The sequence below is a fragment of the Stenotrophomonas sp. FR010 genome, from assembly GCF_047520755.2.
Classification (GTDB): Bacteria; Pseudomonadota; Gammaproteobacteria; order Xanthomonadales; family Xanthomonadaceae; genus Stenotrophomonas; species Stenotrophomonas sepilia.
The window spans coordinates 35,655-58,583 of record NZ_JAXBQT020000023.1 but is presented as its reverse complement, the minus strand read 5'-3'; the positions used below and the strand labels follow the sequence as shown (position 1 = coordinate 58,583).

At 66.8% G+C, this 22,929-nt stretch carries 28 protein-coding genes; 3 read left to right on the top strand and 25 right to left on the bottom strand.

What is annotated here, in order from left to right; genetic code table 11:
* Positions 1-74: 74 nt before the first annotated feature.
* From recX to rlmE, 12 genes are all read right to left on the bottom strand, one after another.
* On the bottom strand, positions 75-566 hold the full coding sequence (gene recX, locus ACM0PK_RS17910) for a recombination regulator RecX (protein WP_061480154.1): 492 nt from the start codon (positions 564-566) through the stop codon (positions 75-77).
* A gap of 110 nt (positions 567-676) precedes the next feature.
* A complete protein-coding gene (gene recA / locus ACM0PK_RS17905; RefSeq protein ID WP_005416046.1) occupies positions 677-1,714 on the bottom strand; it encodes a recombinase RecA in 1,038 nt (345 codons plus the stop codon).
* 204 nt (positions 1,715-1,918) lie between these two features.
* Positions 1,919-2,554: a transcriptional repressor LexA gene (gene lexA / locus ACM0PK_RS17900; RefSeq protein WP_005416045.1), complete on the bottom strand. Its 636-nt coding sequence runs from the start codon at positions 2,552-2,554 to the stop codon at positions 1,919-1,921.
* 182 nt (positions 2,555-2,736) lie between these two features.
* Positions 2,737-4,419 carry a 2-polyprenylphenol 6-hydroxylase gene (gene ubiB / locus ACM0PK_RS17895; RefSeq protein ID WP_414607925.1) on the bottom strand — a complete coding sequence of 561 codons (1,683 nt, stop codon included), beginning with the start codon at positions 4,417-4,419 and terminating at the stop codon, positions 2,737-2,739.
* Positions 4,420-4,453: 34 nt separating this feature from the next.
* The gene (locus tag ACM0PK_RS17890) at positions 4,454-4,948 is read right to left on the bottom strand and encodes a CinA family protein (protein ID WP_088497763.1); all 495 of its coding nucleotides are present in this window, start codon (positions 4,946-4,948) and stop codon (positions 4,454-4,456) included.
* A gap of 122 nt (positions 4,949-5,070) precedes the next feature.
* On the bottom strand, positions 5,071-6,381 hold the full coding sequence (gene hflX / locus ACM0PK_RS17885; RefSeq protein WP_414607920.1) for a ribosome rescue GTPase HflX: 1,311 nt from the start codon (positions 6,379-6,381) through the stop codon (positions 5,071-5,073).
* Positions 6,382-6,395: 14 nt separating this feature from the next.
* On the bottom strand, positions 6,396-6,671 hold the full coding sequence (hfq, locus tag ACM0PK_RS17880; protein ID WP_004152891.1) for an RNA chaperone Hfq: 276 nt from the start codon (positions 6,669-6,671) through the stop codon (positions 6,396-6,398).
* Positions 6,672-6,767: 96 nt separating this feature from the next.
* Positions 6,768-7,721, bottom strand: a complete 954-nt coding sequence (gene miaA / locus ACM0PK_RS17875; protein ID WP_111178621.1) for a tRNA (adenosine(37)-N6)-dimethylallyltransferase MiaA — start codon at positions 7,719-7,721, stop codon at positions 6,768-6,770.
* A complete protein-coding gene (gene folP, locus ACM0PK_RS17870) occupies positions 7,721-8,617 on the bottom strand; it encodes a dihydropteroate synthase (RefSeq protein WP_164093503.1) in 897 nt (298 codons plus the stop codon). Before folP ends, miaA begins: the two co-directional genes overlap by 1 nt.
* 678 nt (positions 8,618-9,295) lie before the next feature.
* Positions 9,296-9,481 (bottom strand): hypothetical protein, encoded by a 186-nt coding sequence (locus ACM0PK_RS17865; RefSeq protein ID WP_049482998.1) that lies wholly within the window; start codon positions 9,479-9,481, stop codon positions 9,296-9,298.
* A gap of 102 nt (positions 9,482-9,583) precedes the next feature.
* Positions 9,584-11,518 (bottom strand): ATP-dependent zinc metalloprotease FtsH, encoded by a 1,935-nt coding sequence (ftsH, locus tag ACM0PK_RS17860; RefSeq protein WP_005416038.1) that lies wholly within the window; start codon positions 11,516-11,518, stop codon positions 9,584-9,586.
* A 69-nt stretch (positions 11,519-11,587) separates the two neighbouring features.
* Complete coding sequence (gene rlmE / locus ACM0PK_RS17855) at positions 11,588-12,220, bottom strand: 23S rRNA (uridine(2552)-2'-O)-methyltransferase RlmE (RefSeq protein WP_414607620.1); 633 nt, start codon at positions 12,218-12,220, stop codon at positions 11,588-11,590.
* Between the two features lie 65 nt (positions 12,221-12,285).
* Here rlmE and yhbY point away from each other — a divergent pair, with 65 nt between their 5' ends.
* Together yhbY and ACM0PK_RS17845 are read left to right on the top strand one after the other, a co-directional pair.
* On the top strand, positions 12,286-12,591 hold the full coding sequence (gene yhbY, locus ACM0PK_RS17850) for a ribosome assembly RNA-binding protein YhbY (protein ID WP_019658872.1): 306 nt from the start codon (positions 12,286-12,288) through the stop codon (positions 12,589-12,591).
* 13 nt (positions 12,592-12,604) lie between these two features.
* Positions 12,605-12,979, top strand: coding sequence for an Mth938-like domain-containing protein (locus ACM0PK_RS17845; RefSeq protein WP_061480160.1), 375 nt, complete (start codon positions 12,605-12,607; stop codon positions 12,977-12,979).
* A 28-nt stretch (positions 12,980-13,007) separates the two neighbouring features.
* Here the strand turns inward: ACM0PK_RS17845 and ACM0PK_RS17840 are convergent, their stop codons facing one another.
* From ACM0PK_RS17840 to surE, 5 genes are all read right to left on the bottom strand, one after another.
* A complete protein-coding gene (locus ACM0PK_RS17840; protein ID WP_414607621.1) occupies positions 13,008-13,496 on the bottom strand; it encodes a hypothetical protein in 489 nt (162 codons plus the stop codon).
* 190 nt (positions 13,497-13,686) lie between these two features.
* Positions 13,687-14,469, bottom strand: a complete 783-nt coding sequence (locus tag ACM0PK_RS17835; RefSeq protein WP_005416034.1) for a peptidoglycan DD-metalloendopeptidase family protein — start codon at positions 14,467-14,469, stop codon at positions 13,687-13,689.
* Entirely contained in the window at positions 14,466-15,080 is a 615-nt protein-coding gene (locus ACM0PK_RS17830; protein WP_005416033.1) for a YqaA family protein, read from the bottom strand. Before ACM0PK_RS17830 ends, ACM0PK_RS17835 begins: the two co-directional genes overlap by 4 nt.
* Positions 15,081-15,098: 18 nt before the next feature.
* On the bottom strand, positions 15,099-15,776 hold the full coding sequence (locus ACM0PK_RS17825; protein ID WP_005416032.1) for a protein-L-isoaspartate(D-aspartate) O-methyltransferase: 678 nt from the start codon (positions 15,774-15,776) through the stop codon (positions 15,099-15,101).
* On the bottom strand, positions 15,773-16,552 hold the full coding sequence (surE, locus tag ACM0PK_RS17820; protein ID WP_005416031.1) for a 5'/3'-nucleotidase SurE: 780 nt from the start codon (positions 16,550-16,552) through the stop codon (positions 15,773-15,775). Before surE ends, ACM0PK_RS17825 begins: the two co-directional genes overlap by 4 nt.
* Before the next feature lie 209 nt (positions 16,553-16,761).
* On the opposite strand from surE, the gene ACM0PK_RS17815 reads away from it, so the two are divergent.
* Entirely contained in the window at positions 16,762-17,301 is a 540-nt protein-coding gene (locus ACM0PK_RS17815; RefSeq protein ID WP_134970137.1) for a Smr/MutS family protein, read from the top strand.
* Positions 17,302-17,371: 70 nt separating this feature from the next.
* Here the strand turns inward: ACM0PK_RS17815 and truD are convergent, their stop codons facing one another.
* The 8 genes from truD to kdsA form a co-directional block, all read right to left on the bottom strand.
* Complete coding sequence (gene truD, locus ACM0PK_RS17810) at positions 17,372-18,403, bottom strand: tRNA pseudouridine(13) synthase TruD (RefSeq protein ID WP_072166692.1); 1,032 nt, start codon at positions 18,401-18,403, stop codon at positions 17,372-17,374.
* Entirely contained in the window at positions 18,400-18,897 is a 498-nt protein-coding gene (gene ispF, locus ACM0PK_RS17805; protein ID WP_061480165.1) for a 2-C-methyl-D-erythritol 2,4-cyclodiphosphate synthase, read from the bottom strand. Before ispF ends, truD begins: the two co-directional genes overlap by 4 nt.
* A 34-nt stretch (positions 18,898-18,931) precedes the next feature.
* Positions 18,932-19,630 carry a 2-C-methyl-D-erythritol 4-phosphate cytidylyltransferase gene (ispD, locus tag ACM0PK_RS17800; protein ID WP_005416029.1) on the bottom strand — a complete coding sequence of 233 codons (699 nt, stop codon included), beginning with the start codon at positions 19,628-19,630 and terminating at the stop codon, positions 18,932-18,934.
* The gene (ftsB, locus tag ACM0PK_RS17795; protein WP_005416028.1) at positions 19,627-19,980 is read right to left on the bottom strand and encodes a cell division protein FtsB; all 354 of its coding nucleotides are present in this window, start codon (positions 19,978-19,980) and stop codon (positions 19,627-19,629) included. The genes ispD and ftsB overlap by 4 nt, the downstream gene beginning before the upstream one ends.
* 4 nt (positions 19,981-19,984) lie before the next feature.
* A complete protein-coding gene (gene eno / locus ACM0PK_RS17790) occupies positions 19,985-21,277 on the bottom strand; it encodes a phosphopyruvate hydratase (protein ID WP_134968047.1) in 1,293 nt (430 codons plus the stop codon).
* Between the two features lie 96 nt (positions 21,278-21,373).
* Positions 21,374-21,703: a hypothetical protein gene (locus ACM0PK_RS17785; RefSeq protein WP_414607622.1), complete on the bottom strand. Its 330-nt coding sequence runs from the start codon at positions 21,701-21,703 to the stop codon at positions 21,374-21,376.
* Entirely contained in the window at positions 21,703-22,050 is a 348-nt protein-coding gene (locus ACM0PK_RS17780; RefSeq protein WP_134968046.1) for a hypothetical protein, read from the bottom strand. Before ACM0PK_RS17780 ends, ACM0PK_RS17785 begins: the two co-directional genes overlap by 1 nt.
* Positions 22,047-22,877 (bottom strand): 3-deoxy-8-phosphooctulonate synthase, encoded by an 831-nt coding sequence (gene kdsA, locus ACM0PK_RS17775; protein ID WP_010485995.1) that lies wholly within the window; start codon positions 22,875-22,877, stop codon positions 22,047-22,049. Before kdsA ends, ACM0PK_RS17780 begins: the two co-directional genes overlap by 4 nt.
* Positions 22,878-22,929 lie beyond the last annotated feature (52 nt).

Below are 22,929 nucleotides of genomic sequence, written 5' to 3'. Positions count from 1 at the left end.
CCACCGACCGTGTTGGCCAGAGTCGCGAGGGACCGCCGAAAACCTAAAGGGTATCAGGCCCGGCGCCGCCAGTCTCAGTCATCCGGGTCGTAGCGGGTCGCACGGCGGATGCTGTCGCCGTCGAAGCCCCGTCGGGCCAGCAGATCGGCGGCCTTGCGCCGCTGCGTCAGGTCCTGCGGACCGGCCTCGCCAAAGCGTCGGCGGACCAGATCACGGGCGTTCTCCTGCCAGTCGCCTTCGTAGCTGTCCATCGCTGCAGCAATCGCGGCACTGTCCAGGCCGTGGGTCCCCAGCTCGGCGCGGACATGGATCGGCCCATAACCGGTGTTGGCGCGCATCCTCACCAGGTTCTCGGCAAAACGGGTGTCGTCCTGCCAGCCCGCCTCGGTCAGCTTGGCGACAGCGGCCTGCGCGGCTTCGTCTTCGATGCCACGGGCGGTCAGCTTGCGGGTGAGTTCCTTGCGCGAGTGCTCGCGACGGACCAGCAGGCCCAGCGCCCGTTGGACGGGAGTCTGCTCACGCTGCCGGCGCTTGCGGCCGGTGGGAATGTCTTCGGCGTCGGACATCGGTGCTCCAAGGGTGGCGCCGTCCTTGGCGCCCTGCCCATCCCTGGGCGATTCGAACCTGCGGGACAGGGCGACGTCACTGACGGCGCCGCCCTGCCCCACAGCAAGCCTTACTCGTCGTCGCCTTCGTCGTCGCCTTCCTCGCGGGCCGCTTCGGCCGGCTGGAATTTCTCACGCAGCTCGGCCTCGAGCTTGGCGGCGACGGTCGGGTTGTCGCGCAGGTAGCCGCGGGCATTGTCCTTGCCCTGGCCAATGCGCTCTTCACCATAGCTGTACCAGGCGCCGGCCTTCTCGACCAGCTTGGCATCCACGCCCATGTCGATCAGTTCGCCCTCGCGGCTGATGCCTTCGCCGTACAGGATCTCGGTGATGACCTGCTTGAACGGAGGCGCCAGCTTGTTCTTGACGACCTTGATCTTGGTCTGGTTGCCGATGATCTCATCGCCCTTCTTGATCGCACCGATACGGCGGATGTCCAGGCGGACCGAGGCGTAGAACTTCAGCGCGTTGCCACCGGTGGTGGTTTCCGGGCTCTGGCCCGGCATCATCACGCCGATCTTCATGCGCAGCTGATTGATGAAGATCACCAGGGTGTTGGAACGCTTGATGTTGCCGGTCAGCTTGCGCAGCGCCTGGCTCATCAGGCGGGCCTGCAGACCCGGCAGCTGGTCACCCATTTCGCCTTCGATTTCGGCCTTCGGGGTCAGCGCGGCGACCGAGTCGACCACCAGGATGTCGACCGAGCCCGAACGGACCAGCATGTCGGCGATTTCCAGCGCCTGCTCACCGGTATCCGGCTGCGACAGCAGCAGGTCGTCCACGTTCACGCCCAGCTTCGCGGCGTAGATCGGGTCAAGCGCGTGCTCGGCATCGATGAAGGCCGCGGTACCGCCCATCTTCTGGCATTCGGCGATGGCCTGAAGGGTCAGGGTGGTCTTGCCCGAGGATTCCGGGCCGTAGATCTCAACGACACGGCCCTTCGGCAGACCGCCAATGCCCAGTGCGATGTCGAGCATCAGCGAACCGGTCGGGATGGCTTCGACGGGCTCGACCACGCGGTCGCCCATGCGCATCACCGAGCCCTTGCCAAACTGCTTCTCGATCTGGCCCAGAGCAGCAGCCAAGGCGCGCTTCTTGTTCTCGTCCATCGTATTGGTCCTTGCAGAGGTCATGTCGTTGGGGGTGCTGTCTTTGGGGGTCTTCTTTGCCATGGGTTCACTTTAAGTCGGACGCATCGCACAGGCTGAGATTCTGCCCGGCGCTCTGAAAAGAATTATCGGACATCCGTACCAACCTCAGTGGAACCAGAGAATCGCCACAAAAGACCGCCGGGTAATGCACTATGGAGCGGGTCAACGATTGGGCCGAAGCAGGCCGCAATAGAGGCCTTCGATCGCAAAATCCTGGTCCGGCAGCACCTCGATCGGCTTGTAATCGGGATTGCGCGGCAGCAGGCGGATGCGGTCCTTGGCGATCTTCAGCAGCTTGACGGTGATCTCGTCATCGATGCGGGCCACCACGATCTGCCCGGAACGGGCGTCGCGGGTGCGGTGTACGCCGATCAGGTCGCCGTCGAAGATGCCCTCGTCGATCATTGAGTCGCCCTGCACTTTCAGCAGGTAGTCCGGCGCCGGCGAGAAGAACACCCGGTCCAGCACCACGAAATCGTCGGAGCCGATGTCGGCACCGATCGGCAGGCCGGCAGCGACCCGGCCCAGCACCGGCAAGCGCAGCACACTGTCCGGAAGGCCCGGCTCGGCGAGCTTTTCGACCGGCGGTGCCTGCACCAGGCGGATGCCGCGAGCCTGGCCCGGGATGCGACGGATCGCACCGGCCTGCTCCAGGGCTTCCAGGTGGTACTGGGCCGCGCGCACGCCCTTGAAGCCGAACGCACGTGCGATTTCAGTCTGCGACGGCGGTGCGCCTTCGCTCTCGATACGCTCGGCGATCAACTGCAGGATCGCCTGCTGGGTGTCGGTCAGGTCCATGGTTAGTAGTATTACTACTAATGCGCACAACTGCAAGTGCCGGGTCTGTAGTGCCGCGCCATGCTCGGCAGTTGGGCCAATGGCCGGGCGGCAAAGGCAAAAAGCAGCCGACCAGCGATTGGCCCTACCGGAATCGCGCAGCGATTCCGCGGTTCCAGTGGGGAACCGCTGCGGCAAGCACACTAGGTATGCTTGCCGCTCCTCCATATCGAGTACAGGATCCACACGCCACAGAAGCCGGCGCCGATGAACCCGCACACCCCCAGCGCCAGCAGCCAGCGACTGGAGACCCCGCCAACGCTGTGCATGACGATCGAGGACCCGATGATCAGCGCGGCGGTGACGATACCCATCACCAGCCGGTTCGCTGCCCGATTCACCTGTTCGCCGAAGCCCTGTAGCGCGGTGGTCTCCACCTTCAGCTGGAGGCGGCCGCGGCGTGCCGCCTGGACCAGCTTGCGCAGGTCGCGCGGCAGTTCCCCGGCGAAGTCGACCAGGCCCAGCAGGCTGCGTCGGCCACGCTTGAGCAGCGCCTTGGGCGCATAGCGCTGCAGCACCACCCGTTCCAGGAACGGGCGCGCGGCACTGGCCATGTCGAAATCCGGGTCCAGCTGGCGACCCATGCCTTCCAGGGTCAGGAAGGCCTTGATCATCAGCGCCAGATCGGCCGGCAGGGTCAGGCTGTAGCTGCGCAGCAGCTGGGTGATATCGCCCAGCATCAGGCCGATGCGCAGGTCCTTCAGCGGCACGCCGCGATACTGGTCGACGAACTGGCTGATGTCGTGCTGCAGGCGGTTCTCGTCCACTTCCACGCCGCCGGCCCAGTCCAGCAGCACATCGGCCACGATCTGCGGGTCCTGCTCGACCAGCCCGTGCAGCAGCTGCGCGACCTGGAAGCGGCGCACTTCGGACAACGCGCCGACCATGCCGAAGTCAATCACGCCGATGCGGCCGTCACGCAGGTAGAAGATGTTGCCGGGGTGCGGGTCGGCGTGGAAGCAGCCGTCCTCCAGCACCATCTTGAGCACGATGCCGGCACCGCGCCGAGCCAGTTCGCGCCGGTCCAGGCCCGCCGCATCGACGCCGGCCAGGTCACGCCCGGGAATGCCGTCGACGAAGTCCTGCACATTCAGGCTTTCACAGGTCCACTGCCAGTGCACGCTGGGGATCAGGATGTCGTCACGGCCGTTGAAGTTGCGCGCGATGCGCTCGGCGTTGCGGCATTCGGCGGCGAAATCCAGCTCGCGTCGCAGCGACACGGTGAACTGCTGCACGACCTCGGCCGGACGATAGCGGCGCAGGTCCGGCAGCCGCGCCTCGACGATTTCGGCCAGGCGCGCCAGCAACCGCAGGTCGGCCTCGACCACGTCGCGGATACCGGGGCGCCGCACCTTCAGCACCACCTCGCGGCCGTCATGCAGGCGCGCGCGATGGGCCTGCGCCAGCGAGGCGGCGGCCATCGGGATTTCATCGAGGAAGGCGAACACGTCTGCAGGCGAGGCGCCCAGGTCGGCCTCCAGCTGCTCGCGGATATCGGCATACGGCAGTGCGGGTACCGCGTTCTGCAGCTCGGACAGTTCAGCGATCCATTCCGGCGGCAGCAGGTCGACGCGCGTCGCCAGCACCTGCCCGAGCTTGACGAAGGTCGGGCCGAGATCCTGCATCGCGCTGCGTACGCGCACCGGCGCGGTCATCCGCAGCAGTTCCTGGCGATCCTCGTTCCAGTGCAGAAGGCGTCCAGCGCGCTCCAGCGTGGTGGCCAGGCCGATGCGCCGCACCACGTCACCGAAGCCATAGCGGATCAGGACGACCGCAATTTCCTGCAGTCGGCCCAGGTCACGGACCGTGCCCAGCGTTTCCCACATCATGCGTGCTCCGGACGATTACCGGAGCAGCATGTCACAGCTGGGCGTCGATGCCGCGCAATGCCGCCGCTACGGTTTGCCGGCGGATGGCTTCGCGGTCGCCCTCGAACTGGAACAGCTCGGCGCGGGCGTAGCCGCCGCGCCGCTTCCAGCCGATCCAGACGCTGCCGACCGGCTTGCCAGGGCTGCCACCGCCCGGTCCGGCAATGCCGGTCACCGCCACCGCGATGCCGGCACCGGAATTGACCAGCGCGCCCGACACCATCTCCAGCACGGTTTCGCGGCTGACCGCACCAAACTGCTCCAGCGTCTGTGCGCGCACGCCGAGCAGGCGCTGCTTGGCTTCGTAGCTGTAGACCACCATGCCGCAGTCGAAGAATGCCGACGAACCCGCGATGTCGGTCATGCACTTTGCAATCCAGCCACCACTGCAGCTTTCAGCGGTCACCAGCTGCAGCGAGGCCTGCTCCAGGCGCTGCCCAAGCGCGGCGGACTGGCTATTGAGTTCAGCGTCGGTGGGGATGGACATCGGCATGACGGTGGGGTGAAGAACCTGCACGTTGTACCGCAGATGACAGCCAGATGTCGCGCCCATCCGGGATGGTTGCGCTGCCGGCCGGCGGCCGGCACTACCGGGCATCGGCCGCTACCTCACCACTCCGGCGGTTTTTCCGGCAGCAGCGCGCGGATCGTGGCGCCATCGGCACTGCCGGCCAGCTTCTCGGCTTCGGCAATCGGCAAGTCGACATGCAGCAGCCAGCCTTCCTCATCAGCCTGCTCACTGCGGATCACTTCCAGCTGGTGCAGGCGCGCGCGCAGGCGGCCGGCATCCGGCGGCAGGCGCAGTTCGCCGGAGACATGCTGCAGGCCCAGGCGCTTGCCCAGCACCGCCTGCAGCAGCTCCAGCCCCCGCCCGTCACGCGCGGAAATCCAGACCCGCTCACGACGCGACTCATCCGGGATACCGTCCTGGCCATCGTGGCGCACGTCGGCGCCGTCGATGCGGTCGATCTTGTTGAACACCAGCAATTGCGGCAGGTCACCGGCACCGACTGCGGTCAGCACCTCGTCGACCTGGGCGATGCGCTCCTCGCGGTGCGGATCGGCAGCGTCGACCACATGCAGCAGGAAGTCGGCCTCGCGCGCCTCGGACAGGGTCGAGCGGAACGCCGCGACCAGATCATGCGGCAGATCGCGGACGAAGCCGACGGTATCGGCCAGCACCACGTTGCCCCCCGGCACCGCGATGCGGCGCACGGTCGGATCCAGCGTTGCGAACAGCTGGTCGGCGGCATAGGCCTCAGCGCCGGTCATGGCGTTGAACAGAGTCGACTTGCCGGCGTTGGTGTAGCCCACCAGGGCCACGCGCGGCAGCTCGCTGCGCACACGCGCACGGCGCATCTGGGTGCGCTGCACTTCGACCTTTTCCAGGCGCTTCTGCAGCTGTTCCACCCGCTTCTGCAGCAGGCGGCGGTCGGTTTCCAGCTGGGTTTCACCCGGGCCGCGCAGGCCGATCGAACCGCCGCGCTGGCGCTCCAGATGGGTCCAGCCGCGCACCAGCCGCGTAGCCAGGTGGCGCAGCTGTGCCAGTTCGACCTGCAGCTTGCCTTCGTGGCTGTGCGCACGCTGGGCGAAGATGTCCAGGATCAGGCCGGTGCGGTCGATCACGCGGCGCTCGAGGAAACGTTCCAGGTTGCGCTCCTGGCCCGGGCTCAATGCATGGTTGACCAGGATCAGGTCGGCCCCGCTGGCGTCGGCCGCTGCCTTGATCTCGTCCAGCTTGCCGCTGCCGATCAGGGTCGACGGATTCGGACGGTCCAGGCGCGCAGTGATCGTCGCGGCGATGCTGGCCCCGGCCGAGCGGGCCAGATCACCGAATTCTTCGAGCACATCGTCTTCCAGCTTGCCGAAATGGGGCTGGATCAACAGGGCGTGTTCACCCTTCTTCGAGCGGTCAAACATTCACCGCTCCGGTATTACTCGTCTGCTTCATCACCTGCCTGACCACCTTCACCCGACTGCACGTAACCGCCGCCCGGACCGACCTTCACGTTGCGTGCCGGAACGACGGTGGAAATGGCGTGCTTGTAGACCATCTGACTGACCGTGTTGCGCAGCAGGACCACGAACTGGTCGAACGACTCGATCGTGCCCTGCAGCTTGATGCCGTTCACCAGGTACACCGAAACCGGCACGCGTTCGCGCCGCAGTGCGTTCAAGAAAGGATCCTGCAGCGATTGCCCCTTGGACATTGCACACTCCTGATTATTGTTCTTATTGGGTTGCCGACGGTTGCCGCGGCCCCCGAGCCGCCCGCCGACCGATGATGTTACACGGCTGGCGGGGATTCAGCGTGCGACGAAGGTCGACACCGCGCTGGCCAGGCGCTCACCATCAACATGGGGGTCGAACCAGCGCGCATCAAGCTCGCCGCGCAGCCAGGTCAGCTGGCGCTTGGCCAGTTGCCGGGTGGCAAAGATCGCCTTGTCACGGAAACGGGCGGCATCCCCCTCCCCGTCCAGGTACTCCCAGGCCTGCCGATAGCCGACCGCACGCACTGCCGGCAGGTCCAGGGGCGCCGCCACGGCGGCCATTTCCGGCATCGCGCGCAATGCCCGCACCTCGTCGAGAAACCCCTGCCCCAGCATGGCGTCGAAGCGCGCCTCGATGCGCTGGTGAAGAACCGCACGGTCGCGTGGGGCGAGGATCAGCTTGAGGGTGCGCACCGGCAATGGCGCTACGCCCGGCCGGCGCTGCCATTCAGTAATGGGGATACCGGTCAGGCGATAGACCTCCAGCGCCCGCTGGATGCGTTGCGGATCGGTGGCATGGATGCGTGCGGCGGCGGCCGGGTCGACCTTGGCCAGCTCGGCGTGCAGTGCCGCCCAGCCACGCTCGGCCGCCTCGGCGCTGAGCGCTTCGCGTATTGCCGGGTCGGCCTCCGGCATCGGCGACAGGCCCTGCAGCAGCGCCCGGAAGTACAGGCCAGTGCCACCGGCCAGGATCGGCGTCCTGCCACGCGCCACGATGTCGGCCACGACCCGCCCGGCATCGGCGGCGAACTCGGCCGCCGAGTAGGTCTGCCAGGGGTCACGCAGGTCCAGCAGATGGTGCGGCGCCTGCGCGCGCTCCGTCGCATCGGGCTTGGCCGAACCGATGTCCAGGTGGCGGTATACCAGTGCCGAGTCGACGCTGACGATCTCACCGTCCAGCTGCCGCGCCAGGGCGATCGCCGTGGCGGTCTTGCCACTGGCCGTCGGCCCCATCACGGCGATCGCCAGCGGCCGCCGGTCGATGCCCATCAGTCTTCGTCCGGCCAGCGGATCGTCGGCGTGGCGTCGGCGCGCGGCGTTGGCACGGCCTCGACTGCCTGCCAGATCTTCAGCGCATCGACGGTGGCGGCCACGTCATGCACGCGCACGATGCGTGCGCCGCGCTGCACCGCGATCAGGTGCGCGGCCACCGAGGCGGCCACGCGCTCGGACGGCGTGTCGCGACCGGTCAGTTCGCCCAGGCTGCGCTTGCGCGACAGACCCGCCAGCATCGGCACGCCCAGCTCCAGGAACCGCTCGGAGCGTGCCAGCAGGGTCATGTTGTGGGCAGTGGTCTTGCCGAAACCGAAACCGAGATCGATCAGCAGGTTCTTCTTCGCAATGCCCGCCATCTCGGCAGCGAACAGGCGCTGGACCAGGAAGCCGTGCACCTCGGCGACCACGTCGTCGTAATGTGGATCGACCTGCATGTGGCCTGGCTCGCCCTGCATGTGCATCAGCACCACCGGCACGCCGGTTGCAGCGGCGGCGTCCAGCGCCCCTTCCTGACGCAGGCCGAAGATGTCGTTGATCATGCCAGCGCCAGCCGCCACCGCCGCGCGCATCACTTCCGGCTTGAAGGTGTCGATGCTGATCGGCACCCGGGTGCGTGCGGCCAGCTGCTCGATCACCGGAATCACCCGGCGCAGTTCCTCCTCCACCGATACCGGCGCAGCGCCCGGCCGGGTCGATTCGCCGCCGATATCGAGAAGGTCCGCGCCCTCCTCGACCAGCTTCAGGCCATGAGCGACTGCGGCCTCGGTGGTGTCGTGCGCGCCGCCATCGGAGAACGAGTCCGGGGTGACGTTGACGATGCCCATGACCTGGGCACGGTCGAGGCGCAGGATGCGGCCGGCGCAGTCGAGCTGGGGCGAGGTATCGAACATGGGCAATCCTGCAGGGACAACGGTGGGTAGTTTAGTTCGGCAGGGCGGCGCCCTGCACCCGCAGAGGCAACGGCCACAGCAAAAGCCCAAGCCACAGCAGAAGCTGGTTTCCTGAGGGTAGGCGGGGTGGGTCCGGCTGCGGGAGACGCCGTAAACCCCGCTCCGCGGTCCGGCCCAGCCGCTGGCGGCTGTGCGTTCGGGCGCTTGCGAAGCAGTGCTTCGCAAGCAAAGCGCCCTCACCCATGGGGGCTTGGCCGCGGCATCCATGCCGCGGACACTCCCGCAACCGGACCCACCCCGCTTTCGACAGATTTCCGCGATCTGTTGGAACAAATACCGGGGTCAGATCCGTTTTCCGGAGGAAAACGGATCTGACCCCATATTGATTTCGATATCTGACAGAGATTCATCCACGCATGGCGTGGATCTACCGTGTCGACCAAGGTCGACAGCCACCAACAGCAGCAGGAATCTGTCAGAGGTGGGGTGGTGTCGGAGGGCGGGGTGTCAGCCGCATGGATGCGGCTGCCAAGCTTACAGGGACGTACTTGCAGCGCCCCCGCACTCCGACACCGCCCCGCCATCCTACGGAAAGCCCGCTGTTGCTGTTGCTGTTGAGGTTGACGGCCAGCGGCCGGCACTACCGCGGGTGCAGGGCGCAGCCCTGCCGACACCCCCTCAACGGCGGCGGCGCTTGCGGTCCACGTACAGGGTCTTGGCGATGCTCAGCACGATGCCAACGGCGATACCCACCACGCAGCCCAGCAGCAGATTGTCGGCTCCCAGGCCCACACCGACGCCGACCACGGTGGCGATCACCATCTCGGCGGTGTGGGAAATCGGTTCGGGCTTCGGGGCGGACATGCGGGCTCCAGCGTCAGTTCGGTTCTTCGGAATGGGCCGGTAGCCCGGAAACGACGAAGCCGGGTTGCCCCGGCCTCGTCTGGTGTCACGCGCAGCGGGCCGTCAGTGCGATTCGGCCGGGCCCGCGATCGGCGGCAGCGGACGGGCGTCGCCGCCCTTGTCGTTGCCACCATCCTTGTTCGACTTGCTCCAGCCGGCCGGCGGCGGCGGATCGCGGCCTTCCATGATGGCGTCGATCTGCGGCGCGTCGATCGTCTCGTACTGCAGCAGCAGCTGGGACATCGCGTGCAGCTTGTCCAGGTTGGCCGTCATCAGCTCGGTGGTGCGCGCGTAGGCTTCGTCGAGGATCTTGCGCACTTCCTCATCGATGCGACGCGCGGTGTCGTTGGACACGCTCTTGTGCTGGGTGACCGATCGGCCCAGGAACACCTCGTCATCCTCTTCGCCATAGGCGATCGGGCCGAGCTGGTCGGACAGGCCCCACTTGGTGACCATGTTGCGGGCCATCTTGGTGGCGCGTTCGATGTCGTTGGAAGCGCCCGTGGTGACCTTGTCGGCACCGAAGATCAGCTCCTCGGCCACACGACCACCGTACAGCGAGCACAGCTGCGACTTGATCGCCACGCGGTTCATCGAATACTTGTCGCCTTCCGGCAGGTACATGGTCACGCCTAGCGCACGGCCGCGCGGGATGATCGTGACCTTGTAGACCGGGTCGTGCTCGGGCACCAGGCGGCCGACGATGGCGTGGCCGGCTTCGTGGTAGGCGGTCAGGGTCTTCTCTTCTTCGCTCATGGCCATCGAGCGGCGCTCGGCACCCATCAGGATCTTGTCGCGGGCACGGTCGAAGTGGTCCATGCGGACTTCCTTCTCGTTGCCACGCGCAGCGAACAAGGCGGCCTCGTTGCAGAGGTTGGCCAGGTCGGCGCCGGAGAAGCCCGGGGTACCGCGCGCGATCACCATCGGCTCGACGTCGTCGGCCAGCGGCAGCTTGCGCATGTGGACCTTCAGGATGTGCTCGCGGCCCTTCACGTCCGGCAGGCCGACCACGACCTGGCGGTCGAAACGGCCCGGGCGCAGCAGCGCCGGGTCCAGCACGTCCGGACGGTTGGTCGCGGCGATCACGATCACGCCTTCGCCGCCTTCAAAACCGTCCATCTCGACCAGCAGCTGGTTCAGGGTCTGCTCGCGCTCGTCGTGGCCGCCGCCCAGGCCGGCGCCACGGTGGCGGCCGACAGCGTCGATTTCATCGATGAAGATGATGCACGGGGCATGCTTCTTGGCCTGCTCGAACATGTCGCGCACGCGGCTGGCGCCGACGCCGACGAACATTTCCACGAAGTCCGAACCGGAGATCGAGAAGAACGGCACCTTGGCTTCGCCGGCAATGGCCTTGGCCAGCAGCGTCTTGCCGGTACCCGGCGGGCCCACCATCAGCACGCCGCGCGGAATCTTGCCGCCCAGCTTGGTGAACTTGGACGGGTCGCGCAGGAAGTCGACCAGCTCGCCCACTTCTTCCTTGGCCTCGTCGCAGCCGGCGACGTCGGCGAAGGTGACCTTGATCTGGTCCTCGCCCTGCAGCTTGGCGCGCGACTTGCCGAAGGACATCGCGCCCTTGGCACCGCCACCGCCGCCCTGCATCTGGCGCATGATGAACAACCAGAAGCCGATGATCAGGATGACCGGCAGGAAATTCATCAGGATCGCGCCGAGGGAAATGCCGCTGGACGGCTCCTCCTGCACGATCTCCACGTTCTTGGTGCGCAGCACGTTGATCAGGTCGCGATCGAACGGTGCGGTGATGGTGGATGTCTGCCCGCCGCGGGTGGTGTAGGTCAGCTGGCTGGTGCCGCCGCGCATGTCGCCGCCGAAGGCGACCTTCTGCACGTTGCCGCTGTCCACCTGGTCCAGGAACTGCGAGTACGACGCGCCCTGCGCGCCGGCTCCGGAGGACTTCGGCGAGAAGCTCTGGAAGACCACCATCAGCACGACGGCGACGACCACCCATAGCAGGAGGTTCTTGGTCAAGTCGTTCATCCTCATTGGCTCCGGTGTTCCTCTCAGTGCTGGCGTTGCGTGGGGGTCGAACTTGCGTACATTGCGAGCTTACTTCATGTGGGCGCGTTTTCCCTGACCCAAGGCATACACCTCGGGAGAGCGCTTGCGCGAGGCTTCCGGCTTGCGGATGGAGACCTTGTCGTACCGGCGGCGCATGTCGCGCACGTAGTCGTCAAAGCCTTCACCCTGGAACAGCTTGATCAGGAACGCCCCACCGGTCTTGAGGTGGTTGTCGGCAAAATCCAGGGCCAGCTCCGCCAGATGCATCATCCGCGGCTGGTCGACCGCGCCCACACCACTCTTATTGGGGGCCATGTCCGACAGCACAAGGTCTACCGGCTGGTCCCCGAGCATGGCTTCAAACTGCGATAGGACGGCTTCTTCCCTGAAGTCACCATGAAGGAACTCCACGCCGGCCAGCGGCGGCATGTCCAGGATATCCAGGGCCAGCACCCGGCCGGTATCGCCGATCTGTCTCCGCACCTGTTGAGACCAGCCGCCCGGGGCCGCGCCGAGGTCGACCACCACCATGTGCGGCTTCAGCAACCGGTCACGTTCCAGCAGCTCTTCGAGCTTGTAGGCGGCACGCGAGCGCATGCCTTCGGCCTGCGCCTTCTTCACGAAGCGGTCGGAGAAGTGTTCCTTGAGCCAGCGCTGGCTGCTTTTGCTGCGGGTAGCCATTGAAAATAGGGGCTGATGGGGTCCTCATGATACCCTGATCGCCCCATTCAACCGTCTTTTCCTGCATGTCCATCGCCCTGACCGCCTCCCAGACCCGTTTCCTGCGCGGCCAAGCCCACGACCTGAAGGCCCTGCTGCAGACCGGCGGCAAGGGTGTGACCCCGGCCTTCATTGCTGAGCTGAACGAAGTGCTGGAGCGCCACGAGCTGGTCAAGGTGAAGGTCGCTGCCGAAGACCGCGAGGCCCGTGACGTGATGATCGGCGAGATCGTCGAAGCCACCGAAAGCGCGCTGGTGCAGCGCATCGGCCACGTCGCCGTGCTGTACCGCCCGAGCAGGGAACAGCGCCAGATCGTGCTGCCGCGCGGCTGATCGCCCTACCGTCATGCAGCTGAACCACGAACCGCCCGACTACGCCTACAGCCTGCGCGCCGCCGATGGCCGCTCGGCCAAGGTCAATGACCAGGTGCTGGACGGCAGCTTCTTCCTGACCCCGGACCAGCTGGTCGCGCATTGGCCGGTGGCGAGTGCCGCTGCGTTGCAGCTGGCGGACCTCGAGCCGATCCTGGCGCTGAATCCGGCGCTGATCGTGCTGGGTACCGGTGACCGCCAGGTGTTCCCGCCGGCGGTGGTAATGGCCGCCTGCCTGTCCCGCGGCATCGGCCTGGAAGTGATGAACAATCCGGCTGCTGCACGCACCTTCAACATCCTGGCCGGCGAAGGCCGCAAGGTTGCGGCTGCTTTCATCCTGGAAGGCTGAGTTCTCGAGCCACCGGCGCCTCCGGCCGCTAGCGGCCTGAAGGCGCGCAGCGGAGTGCCGAGAACTCCTGGAGCCGGCCGATCAGGTGGCCGCCCTGCCCCCATCGGATATCCATGACCTTCCAGTCGCGGTCCTGCCGCTGCAGCAGGACCCGGTCGGTCCAGCGATAGTCGCCCACTGCCATGTCGACGCGGACCCAGGTCGCGTCACCCCTCGATTCGGGCATTCCCACCGCTACCGTGTCCGGTCGATCCGGCGCCAGCAGATACGGACTCTGGTCGAGCATGTGCGGTTTCTCATCGTGCGCGGCCAGCGCGGTACAGGCCCGCTCGTAAGCATGCTGCGCATCGACCGCTGGCCGCAGTGCATCGCCCAGCAGCGAAGAAATGGCCGTTTCGTTCGACGTCGGCGCCTGGATGGCGTCGTAGAGACGGGTGACCACGTCACGTGGATCGCTGGCGGCGGTCGCCAAAGGCGCGACGATGAGCAGCACGAAAAGGGCTGTTGGTCGAGACATGCGGCACCGGATCGGGGGGGCTGGTTCCGTTGAAGCATGCCGCTTCCCTGGCTTGCCGGGAAGCTTGAGATGCGCCACTGAAGATCGCAGATGGCCACTCGCGGCGGCCAGCGTACAGCGAGTCGAGCATGGTTCGACTCTACAGGTCAGGAACGCCAGGCATGGCCCGGCATTCCCTGTTCCAACCGCGTCACCGTGCCGGCAGGTACTGCTGCGGATCGACCGGCTTGCCGTTGTAGCGAATCTCGAAGTGGACCATGTCGCGGTTCGCACCGGTGCGGCCCATTTCGGCGATCTGCTCGCCAGCCTTCACGCTCTGCCCTTCATTGACCAGGCGCTTGCGGTTGTGACCATAGGCGGACAGCCACTGGTCGCTGTGCTTGATGATGATCAGTTCGCCGTAGCCGACCAGGCCGGCACCGGAGTACACCACCACACCGTTGGCGGTTGCCTTGACCGGCTGGCCGCTGGTGCCGGCGATGTCCACGCCCTGCTTGGTCGCGTCACCGGCCACGTAGCGGCCGACGATCGCGCCATCGGCTGGCCAGCGCCAGGCGATGTTGCTCTTGACCGGCCCGACCGGCGCCGGGGCCGGCGCGGTGCTGCCGCCACTGCTGCCAGCCGAACGCGGCGGGGTGACCACCGTGGTCGGCGCACGGCCGCTGGTGGCCCCCTGCGGATACAGGCGGATCACCTGGCCGGGGTAGATGGTCGACGGGTTGTCCAGACGATTCCAGGCAATCAGGTCGGCCGGGGTGATGTCATGGATGCGGGCCAGCGCATAGATGGTGTCGCCCTTGCGCACCACCACGGTCTGCCCAGGCTTGGGTACCGAGGTCTTCGGCGTGGTCACGCCACCAGCGTTGCCGCCGCCCGGGCGGACCACGGTGGCGGTACCGCAGGCGGCCAGTGTGGAAACCAGCAACGCCAGCGCGCCGATGCGCACTCCCTTGCTCAGACGATCAGGATTCATGCGAACTTCGACCTCCATACAAGCCAGGCGATCAGCACCACCACCAGCACGGTGGCGATCCAGCCCAGCGGTTCAATCCAGCGACGCAGCGCCGCTTCGGCACGCGCACCACCGATACGGATGACCGCGGCCAGCACGAACACGCGCTTGCCACGACCGATCAACATGCTCAACAGGTACTGCGGCATCGGTACGCCGACGATACCCGATGCCCACGTGAAGACCTTCATCGGGATCGGCATGAAGCCGCCCAGCACCAGGAAGGTGAACACCGCCCACGGTGATTCGGCCATCTTCGCCTGCACGGTGGTGATGCCCTGCTCGATCGCTGGAAGCATGCCCAGCGCCTCGAACACTGGCTTGATCGCCTCGAAAGCGTAATGACCCAGCGCGTAACCCACCAGCGCGCCGACCATCGAGCCCGCCAGGCTGAGGGTGGCGAACCACCAGCCACGCTTGGGCTGGGCCACGCACATCGGTGCCAGCATCACTTCCGGCATCACCGGGAAGATGATCGCTTCAAAGAAACTCAATACCGTCAGATAGGTCGGCGCGCGTTCGTGCGCCGCCCACTTCATCGCCCGCTCGTACAGCGGCCCGAAAATCTTCATGCAACCCTGCTCCGTGGATTAGTCGAGCATGCCAGACAGCAGCGGCACGAACGTGACCGGCGCCAGCACGCGTTGTTCGATGCTGCCATCGGGCTTGCGGTCCAGCTGCACCAGCGACTGTCCGCCCGGGCCACCCACCGGCGCCACCAGGCGCCCCCCTTCAGCCAGCTGCCCGACCAGTTCATCGACCAGTGCAGGCGCCGCGGCGGTGACCACGATGGCATCGAACGGACCGTGCTCGGCCCATCCGGCGCGACCGTCGTCATGCTTGGTGCGGATGTTCATGCCCAGTGCGCGGAAGCGCTTGCGTGCCTGCCGCAACAGGTCACCGATTCGCTCCACGGTGTAGACCTCCAGGCCCAGCGCGCCCAGGATGGCGGCCTGGTAGCCCGAGCCGGTGCCGACTTCCAGCACGCGCTTCGGCGCGACCTGGAGCACTGCCTCGGTCATCCGGGCGACCACCCAGGGCTGCGAGATGGTCTGGCCATGGCCGATCGGCAGCGCGGTGTCCTCATAGGCACGCGAGGCCAGTGCTTCATCGATGAACAGGTGGCGCGGCACTACCCGGATTGCGTTCAAGGTGGACTCGTCGACGATGCCAGCTTCGCGCAGGCGATCGACCAGACGGTCACGCACGCGCTGCGAGGTCATGCCGATGCCGACAGCTTCCGGCTGCAGTCGCAGGCGTGGACTCATGCCGGCCGGTCCAGCGCGGCGCTGAGGCCACCCACCCAGCTGGCCACTTTCTCCAGCGCCTGGTAGCGGGTCAGGTCCACCTGGATCGGGGTGATCGAGATGTGGCCGGTACGCACCGCGTGGAAGTCGGTGCCCGGGCCGGAGTCCTGCTCGCGCCCGGCCGGGCCGATCCAGTACACCTCGTTGCCGCGCGGATCCTTCTGCGCGATGCAGCCTTCGGCACGATGGCGGTTGCCGAGGCGGGTGACCTCGAAGCCCTTGACCTCGCTCCACGGCAGATCCGGCACGTTGACGTTGAGGATGGTGTCGGCCGGTAGCGGATCGGCCTTGAGCCGGGCGACGATCTCCACTGCGGCACGCGCGGCGGTGTCGAAGTGCTTCGGATCGTGGTTGCGGGTGACCAGCGAGACCGCCACCGCCGGCAGGCCGAGGAAGCGGCCTTCCATCGCCGCCGAGACGGTGCCGGAATAGATCACGTCGTCGCCGAGGTTGGCGGCGTTGTTGATGCCTGACACGACGATGTCCGGCTCGAATTCAAGCAGGCCGGTCAGCGCCAGATGCACGCAGTCGGTCGGCGTGCCCGCCACCGAGACGGTGTAATGGTCGATGCGCTTGAGCCGGATCGGCAGGTCCAGGGTCAGCGAGTTGCTGGCACCGGAGCGATCGCGGTCAGGCGCGACCACCGTGACTTCGTGTCCGGCCTCGCGCAGGACCGAAGCAAGCATCCGGATGCCTGCGGCGTCGACACCATCGTCATTACTGACCAGGATTCGCATCTTCGATTTAACCGCTTGATTTTCCAAGAATTCGATTCCGTCACCGTGCAGTGTGGGCGGGACCGTCGTACTCCCCTGCGGAAGCCGTCGACCCTGCAAGGGCATCGTCTATTGTGCCGCATGCGAGCCGCCGGTCCTACCCTGCCGGCGGTCACGACCGACATCGAGCCGTCATAGGCAGACCCGCGCCGGCGGTTTACCCTGTGCGCATGTCGCACCCTGAAGACGAAGATCCGGCCGCGCTGTTCCGTGCGGCCATCGGTGAAGTGACGCCGCTGCGCAAGGATGCCGAACCGGCGCCTGCTGCGCCCCGGCCAAAGCCGCGCGCACGCATGGCCGAACGCGACGACGCCGAAGCCGCGGGCGAGTTCGCCCGGCTGCTGCGCGACAGTACGCCGCTGGAAGCGGGCGACGTGGCCAGCTACCGCCGCGACAACCTGCCACCGCGCCTGTTCCAGCGTCTCAAGCGCGGCCAGTATTCGGTGCAGGATGAGCTGGACCTGCACGGCGCCACCGCCGCGCAGGCGGAAATCCTGCTGCGCCAGTTCCTGCTGGAAGCGCATGCACACGAGTATGGCTGCGTGCGCATCATCCACGGCAAGGGCCTTCAATCCGATGGCGGTGCACCGGTGCTGAAGAACCTGGTCGATCGTCTGCTGCGGCTGCGCAACGACGTGCTGGCGTTTCATTCGGCGCCGGCCGGGCAAGGCGGCACCGGCGCGGTGCTGGTGCTGCTGGCACGGCGTTGAGAAACAGGGACGGAGGGAATCAAGTCGTTTGTGCCACAAACGACTTGATTCCCTCCGTCCCCTTTTTCTATCAGGCCTGCGCGGCGTCTTCGACGGGGCCGAGTTCGTGCAGCACGGCGGTGGCGTAGCAGCCCGGCGGCAACGCGAACGAGAGTTCCAGTACATCACTGGCCAGCCACTGATGCTGCAGCAATGCCGGGCGCAGGCGCAGCGCGCGGCGCTCCTGCTTCAGCCGTGCGTCTTCCAGGCCAGCGCGCAGCGCCTTCGATTCCTCGTCGTCCAGCGCGGCCAGCTCCAGCTCACGTGCAGCGTCGGCGCTGCGCAGCTCGCCTTCGCCCCACAGCGGAGCGCTGGGATGGATGTCGAAACGCGCCAGGCGCTCGGCCAGCACGTCGGTGTAGGGTTCGGGGCCGAACACGCTGCGGCTGCCATCGAGCATCCACACTTCACCGTCCAGCGGTTGATCCCAGTTGCCCTGCTCCACGCGCGCGGCGAGCACACGATTGAACAGCGCCGAGCGCGCGGCTGACAGCAGCAGCGAACGCTGGTCCTTGCGCATGCGGCGGCCACCGAACATCGCCAATGCCGCAGGCACGTTGCCGCCGTCGCGGCCGAAGCGCTGCTCGCCAAACCAGTTCGGCAGGCCGCGCCCGGCGATCTGCTGCAGGCGCTCGCTGATCGCCGCAGCATCGCCCTGCACCTCGCGCAGCACCAGCCTGAAGCGGTTGCCGGCCAGTGCGCCACGCTGCAGCTTGCGGTTGTGCCAGGTCGCTTCGAGCACTTCGATCTCGTCACTGGCCAGCTCGGCCAGGTCCGGTGCGATGCGCTTGGGCAGGTGCACGCTGAAACGCTGGGTGGTGACGGCATGCCGATCCTTCATGCCGGCGTAGCTCACCGCCATTTCCGGCAGGCCCGCCCACTTGGCCAGCAGCTTGGCCACATGCACGGTGTTGGCGCCGCGCTTGCGGATGTGCAGCAGCAGGTGCTCGCCTTCACCGGTTGCCTCGAAGGCCGGTAGTTCATCCACCTGGAAATCGTCCGGCGTGGTGCGGATGCGTGCCGTCAACAGCGGCGCACCAAACGCCAACGGCAGCGGGATCATGCCGCCACCAGCAACACGACCGCCTGCGCGGCGATGCCTTCACTGCGACCGGTGAAGCCCAGCTTCTCCGAGGTGGTGGCCTTGACGCTGACCGCGTCCAGCGGCAGCTGCAGCAACCCACCAATGCGCTCACGCATGGCCAGCGCATGCGGGCCAACCTTCGGCCGCTCGCAGATCACGGTGATGTCGGTGTTGCCAACGCGCCAGCCACGCTCGCGCAGCAGGCTGTCGCAATGGCGCACGAAATCGCTGCTGTCGGCGCCCTTCCAGCGATCATCGCTCGGCGGGAAATGCTGGCCGATATCGCCCAGCGCCAGCGCACCGAGCATCGCATCGCACAAGGCGTGCAGGATCACGTCGCCGTCGCTGTGCGCCAGCACGCCGCAGCTGTGCGGCACGTTCACCCCGCCGAGCATGATGTGATCGCCTTCACCGAAGGCATGGACGTCGTAGCCCTGGCCGATACGGACGGGCGGGAACGGTGCGGTGCTCATGGATGCAGCCCTTGCAGCAGGGCCGCGCAGGCAGTCAGCCGGCGCGGCGGGAAAGTACGAATTCGAACCGGTCCAGGTCGGCCGGGGTGGTGACCTTGAAGTTGTCCTCGCTGCCTTCCACCAGCAGCGGGCGCTGGCCCTGGCGCTCCATGGCCATGGCCTCGTCGGTGACTTCAACACCGGCAGCGGCGGCGTCAGACAGCGCGCGGCTGAGCTGGTGGCGGCGGAACAGCTGTGGTGTCAGCGCACGCCACAGCCGCTCGCGCGGTTCGGTGCCATCGATGCCACCGTCGTCGCCCGCACGCTTGAGGGTGTCGCGCACCGGTGCGGCCAGGATCGCCCCGACCGGATCGGCACGCCCGACTTCAAGCAGGCGGCCAAGATCAGCCAGCGACAGGTTGGGTCGCGCGGCGTCGTGGACCAGCACGAATTCGTCGGCGCGCACCGAGTCCGGCAGTGCCTGCAGCCCGGCCAGCACCGAGGCGGCACGGGTCGCGCCACCGATGCAGGTCAGTACCGGTTTGCCGGCCCATTCGCTCCAGCCCGGCCAGTCGCCGTCGTCCTGGCCGATCACCACCATTGCGCCGGCCACGGCCGGATGCGCCAGCAGCGCGTCCAGGGTATGGGCGAGCAGGATCTGCCCGCCCGCCTGCAGGTACTGCTTGGGCAGCGGCGCACCAAAGCGGGCGCCACGGCCGGCAGCCGGAACCACCACCCAGATCGCCGCGCTCATGGCACGTCCGCCGGGTGATCGCCGGCCTGGACAGTGACGCCTGCAGCGGGCTGCGCCGGACGGACCGGCGCATCCTCGACCACGCGGTAGAACTTCTCGCCGGGTTTGATCATGCCCAGCTCGCTGCGCGCGCGTTCCTCGATGGCGGACTGGCCTTCCTTGAGGTCCTTCACTTCGGCGGCCAGCGCGTCGTTGCGCTGCTGCAGGCCCTCATTGTCCCGCTCCTGGTTGGCGACCTGGGCTTCGAGCATCATCACTTCACCCGAATTGCCCGGACCGAACCAGAAGCGGTACTGCAGCCAGCCCAGCAACAGGGCCAGCACCAGCAGCATCCAGCGCCAGTCGCGCATTGGCTCAGCGCTTCAGCGAAACGAACGCGTCACGACCGGCGTAACGCGCGCCGGCGCCGAGGGCTTCCTCGATGCGCAGCAGCTGGTTGTACTTGGCCACGCGATCGCTGCGGCACAGCGAGCCGGTCTTGATCTGGGTGGCGGTGGTGGCCACCGCGATATCGGCGATGGTGGTGTCTTCGGTTTCGCCCGAGCGGTGCGAGACCACGGCGGCATAGCCGGCGCGGTCGGCCATGGCGATCGCTTCCAGCGTTTCGCTGAGGGTGCCGATCTGGTTGACCTTGATCAGGATCGCGTTGGCGGTGCCCGAGTCGATGCCTTCCTGGAAGATCTTCGGGTTGGTCACGAACAGGTCGTCACCGACCAGCTGCACTTTCTTGCCGATGCGGTCGGTCAGCAGCTTCCAGCCGGCCCAGTCGTTCTCGGCCAGGCCGTCTTCGATCGTGATGATCGGGTACTGCGCGGCCCAGTCGGCGAGGAAGTCGACGAACTGCTCGGAGGTCAGGCGCTTGTTCTCGCCGACCAGGTTGTACTTGCCGTTCTCGAAGAACTCACTGGAGGCCACGTCCAGTCCCAGCAGCACGTCTTCACCAGCGGTGTAGCCAGCCTTGCCGATCGCTTCGAGGATGGTGTCCAGCGCTTCGACGTTGCTGCGGAAGTCCGGCGCGAAGCCGCCTTCGTCGCCCACCGCCGTGCTCAGGCCGTGGCCCTTCAGCACCGACTTCAGCGAATGGAAGATTTCGGTACCAGCGCGCAATGCTTCGGAGAACGAGGTGAAGCCCACCGGCAGCACCATGAACTCCTGGAAGTCGACGTTGTTGTCGGCATGCGCACCGCCATTGATGATGTTCATCATCGGCACCGGCAGCGACGGCGCCACGCCGGTCCTGGCCGCCAGGTACTGCCACAGCGCCTGCTTGCTGGATGCGGCGGCGGCGTGCGCGGCGGCCATCGAAACACCCAGCAGCGCGTTGGCACCCAGCCGCCCCTTGTTCTCGGTGCCGTCCAGATCGATCAGGCGACGGTCGAGGCCGGCCTGGTCGGTGGCTTCGAAGCCCTTCAGCGCGGCGGCAATCGTGGTGTTGACGTTGTCCACGGCCTTGCGCACGCCCTTGCCCAGGTAACGGGTCTTGTCGCCGTCACGCAGCTCGACCGCTTCCTTGGTGCCGGTCGAGGCGCCGGAGGGAACCGCGGCACGACCGAACGAACCGTCCTCCAGGATGACTTCGGCTTCCAGCGTGGGGTTGCCACGGCTGTCGAGGATTTCACGGGCGTGGATGCTGCGGATCGTACTCATGGTCGGGCCGGTTACCTGTCTGGAGAGGGGGCGACAAAACGAATGCCGCGTGATTATCCCCGGCTGCCCGCCACTTGCCAAATGGCGCAGGCGCCGTCAGGCCAGAGTGGCCCCGATCACCATCAGGATCAACGACACCAGTACCACCAGCAGGCCACCGGCAATGGCGGCCAATACGCCGCCGCGGCGGCAACGCCAGGCCATCACCATCGCCACCAGGCTGCCAACAAAGGACAGCACGAGCGTGGTCAGTGCAGCCAGGATCCAGTACTGCATGGCCTGCATGCCATGGCTGCCATCCCCGGGCGAACCGAAACTGGCGGCGAAGGCGAATACAGCTGCCACCAGGCCGGCCCAGGCAAGAACAGCCAGCGCCAGCGCGATCAGGCCCCAGGGCCGATCACGGGTTGCCAGGGTCGCATTCATCAGAACAGCCCGTAGAACAGGGCACCAAGCCACAGCGACAGCAGGACGATCGCCAACCCGGCGGCCACCTTGCCACGGTTCAGGCGCCAGGCCAGTACGGCGGCAGCGACGCACCCCACGGCGCCGACCAGCTCTGCCACCAGCAGCGCAATGAAGTACGCCCGAAGATCGGGCGCGCTGCTGCCATCACCCGGTGGCCGCACCGATGCAGCACCGATCAGCACCAGGCAGAACATGCCCACGGTGAACACCACGGACAGCCCCAGCGCGATCAGGCCCCACGGCCACTGTCTCCAGTGCCGGCGGTGACGCTGGGTTTCCAGCGCCACCCACGGGTCACGACTCACGCGAAGCGCGAGAAACCGTGCTTCTTGGTCACCGCGTCGAGTTCCATCAGGGTCTCGAGCAGGGCCTCCATCTGGTCCAGCGGCCACGCGTTGGGACCATCGGACAGCGCCTTGGACGGGTCCGGATGGGTCTCGGCGAACAGGCCGGAGATGCCCACCGCCACGGCGGCACGGGCCAGCACCGGCACGTGCTCACGCTGGCCACCGGAACTGGTGCCCTGCCCGCCCGGCAGCTGCACCGAATGGGTAGCGTCGAACACCACCGGGCAACCGGTCTCGCGCATCACCGCCAGCGAACGCATGTCGCTGACCAGGTTGTTGTAGCCGAAGCTGGCACCGCGCTCGCAGACCATGATCTGCTCGTTGCCGGTGGCCTTGGCCTTCTCCACGACCGGCTTCATGTCCCACGGCGCAAGGAACTGGCCCTTCTTGATGTTGACCGGCTTGCCGGCCGAGCACACCTTGCGGATGAAGTCGGTCTGGCGGACCAGGAAGGCCGGGGTCTGCAGCACGTCCACCACCGAGGCCACTTCGTCCATCGGGGTGTATTCGTGGACGTCGGTCAGCACCGGCACGCCGATCTGCTTCTTCACTTCGGCCAGCACCTTCAGGCCCTCTTCCATGCCCGGGCCGCGGAAGGCGGTACCCGAAGTGCGGTTGGCCTTGTCGAAGCTGGACTTGAAGATGAAGTTGACGCCGAGCTTGTCGGTGATCTCCTTCAGCTTGCCGGCGGTATCGAGCTGCAGCTGCATCGACTCGATCACGCAGGGGCCGGCGATCAGGAACAGGGGCTGGTCCAGCCCGACCTCGAATCCACACAGTTTCATGGCGTTTCCTTGTTGTCCGCAGCACCGGACAAGCCGGTGCGCTGGGGGTTGA

What these genes read in the sequence shown, in the direction of transcription:
- yhbY (WP_019658872.1), top strand. Translation starts at nt 12,286, where the DNA reads ATGTCCATCGCCCTGACCGCCTCCCAGACCCGTTTCCTGCGCGGCCAA.
- truD (WP_072166692.1), bottom strand. Translation starts at nt 18,403, where the DNA reads ATGATCCCGCTGCCGTTGGCGTTTGGTGCGCCGCTGTTGACGGCACGC.
- ispF (WP_061480165.1), bottom strand. Translation starts at nt 18,897, where the DNA reads ATGAGCACCGCACCGTTCCCGCCCGTCCGTATCGGCCAGGGCTACGAC.
- ACM0PK_RS17830 (WP_005416033.1), bottom strand. Translation starts at nt 15,080, where the DNA reads ATGAAGATTTTCGGGCCGCTGTACGAGCGGGCGATGAAGTGGGCGGCG.
- hfq (WP_004152891.1), bottom strand. Translation starts at nt 6,671, where the DNA reads ATGTCCAAGGGGCAATCGCTGCAGGATCCTTTCTTGAACGCACTGCGG.
- ftsH (WP_005416038.1), bottom strand. Translation starts at nt 11,518, where the DNA reads ATGAACGACTTGACCAAGAACCTCCTGCTATGGGTGGTCGTCGCCGTC.
- ispD (WP_005416029.1), bottom strand. Translation starts at nt 19,630, where the DNA reads ATGAGCGCGGCGATCTGGGTGGTGGTTCCGGCTGCCGGCCGTGGCGCC.
- kdsA (WP_010485995.1), bottom strand. Translation starts at nt 22,877, where the DNA reads ATGAAACTGTGTGGATTCGAGGTCGGGCTGGACCAGCCCCTGTTCCTG.
- eno (WP_134968047.1), bottom strand. Translation starts at nt 21,277, where the DNA reads ATGAGTACGATCCGCAGCATCCACGCCCGTGAAATCCTCGACAGCCGT.
- miaA (WP_111178621.1), bottom strand. Translation starts at nt 7,721, where the DNA reads ATGGGCATCGACCGGCGGCCGCTGGCGATCGCCGTGATGGGGCCGACG.
- surE (WP_005416031.1), bottom strand. Translation starts at nt 16,552, where the DNA reads ATGCGAATCCTGGTCAGTAATGACGATGGTGTCGACGCCGCAGGCATC.
- ACM0PK_RS17785 (WP_414607622.1), bottom strand. Translation starts at nt 21,703, where the DNA reads ATGAATGCGACCCTGGCAACCCGTGATCGGCCCTGGGGCCTGATCGCG.
- ACM0PK_RS17835 (WP_005416034.1), bottom strand. Translation starts at nt 14,469, where the DNA reads ATGAATCCTGATCGTCTGAGCAAGGGAGTGCGCATCGGCGCGCTGGCG.
- recX (WP_061480154.1), bottom strand. Translation starts at nt 566, where the DNA reads ATGTCCGACGCCGAAGACATTCCCACCGGCCGCAAGCGCCGGCAGCGT.
- rlmE (WP_414607620.1), bottom strand. Translation starts at nt 12,220, where the DNA reads ATGGCTACCCGCAGCAAAAGCAGCCAGCGCTGGCTCAAGGAACACTTC.
- hflX (WP_414607920.1), bottom strand. Translation starts at nt 6,381, where the DNA reads ATGTTTGACCGCTCGAAGAAGGGTGAACACGCCCTGTTGATCCAGCCC.
- lexA (WP_005416045.1), bottom strand. Translation starts at nt 2,554, where the DNA reads ATGGACCTGACCGACACCCAGCAGGCGATCCTGCAGTTGATCGCCGAG.
- ACM0PK_RS17890 (WP_088497763.1), bottom strand. Translation starts at nt 4,948, where the DNA reads ATGTCCATCCCCACCGACGCTGAACTCAATAGCCAGTCCGCCGCGCTT.
- ACM0PK_RS17840 (WP_414607621.1), bottom strand. Translation starts at nt 13,496, where the DNA reads ATGTCTCGACCAACAGCCCTTTTCGTGCTGCTCATCGTCGCGCCTTTG.
- ACM0PK_RS17865 (WP_049482998.1), bottom strand. Translation starts at nt 9,481, where the DNA reads ATGTCCGCCCCGAAGCCCGAACCGATTTCCCACACCGCCGAGATGGTG.
- ACM0PK_RS17815 (WP_134970137.1), top strand. Translation starts at nt 16,762, where the DNA reads ATGTCGCACCCTGAAGACGAAGATCCGGCCGCGCTGTTCCGTGCGGCC.
- ubiB (WP_414607925.1), bottom strand. Translation starts at nt 4,419, where the DNA reads ATGTGGGAAACGCTGGGCACGGTCCGTGACCTGGGCCGACTGCAGGAA.
- ftsB (WP_005416028.1), bottom strand. Translation starts at nt 19,980, where the DNA reads ATGCGCGACTGGCGCTGGATGCTGCTGGTGCTGGCCCTGTTGCTGGGC.
- recA (WP_005416046.1), bottom strand. Translation starts at nt 1,714, where the DNA reads ATGGACGAGAACAAGAAGCGCGCCTTGGCTGCTGCTCTGGGCCAGATC.
- folP (WP_164093503.1), bottom strand. Translation starts at nt 8,617, where the DNA reads ATGTTCGATACCTCGCCCCAGCTCGACTGCGCCGGCCGCATCCTGCGC.
- ACM0PK_RS17825 (WP_005416032.1), bottom strand. Translation starts at nt 15,776, where the DNA reads ATGAGTCCACGCCTGCGACTGCAGCCGGAAGCTGTCGGCATCGGCATG.
- ACM0PK_RS17845 (WP_061480160.1), top strand. Translation starts at nt 12,605, where the DNA reads ATGCAGCTGAACCACGAACCGCCCGACTACGCCTACAGCCTGCGCGCC.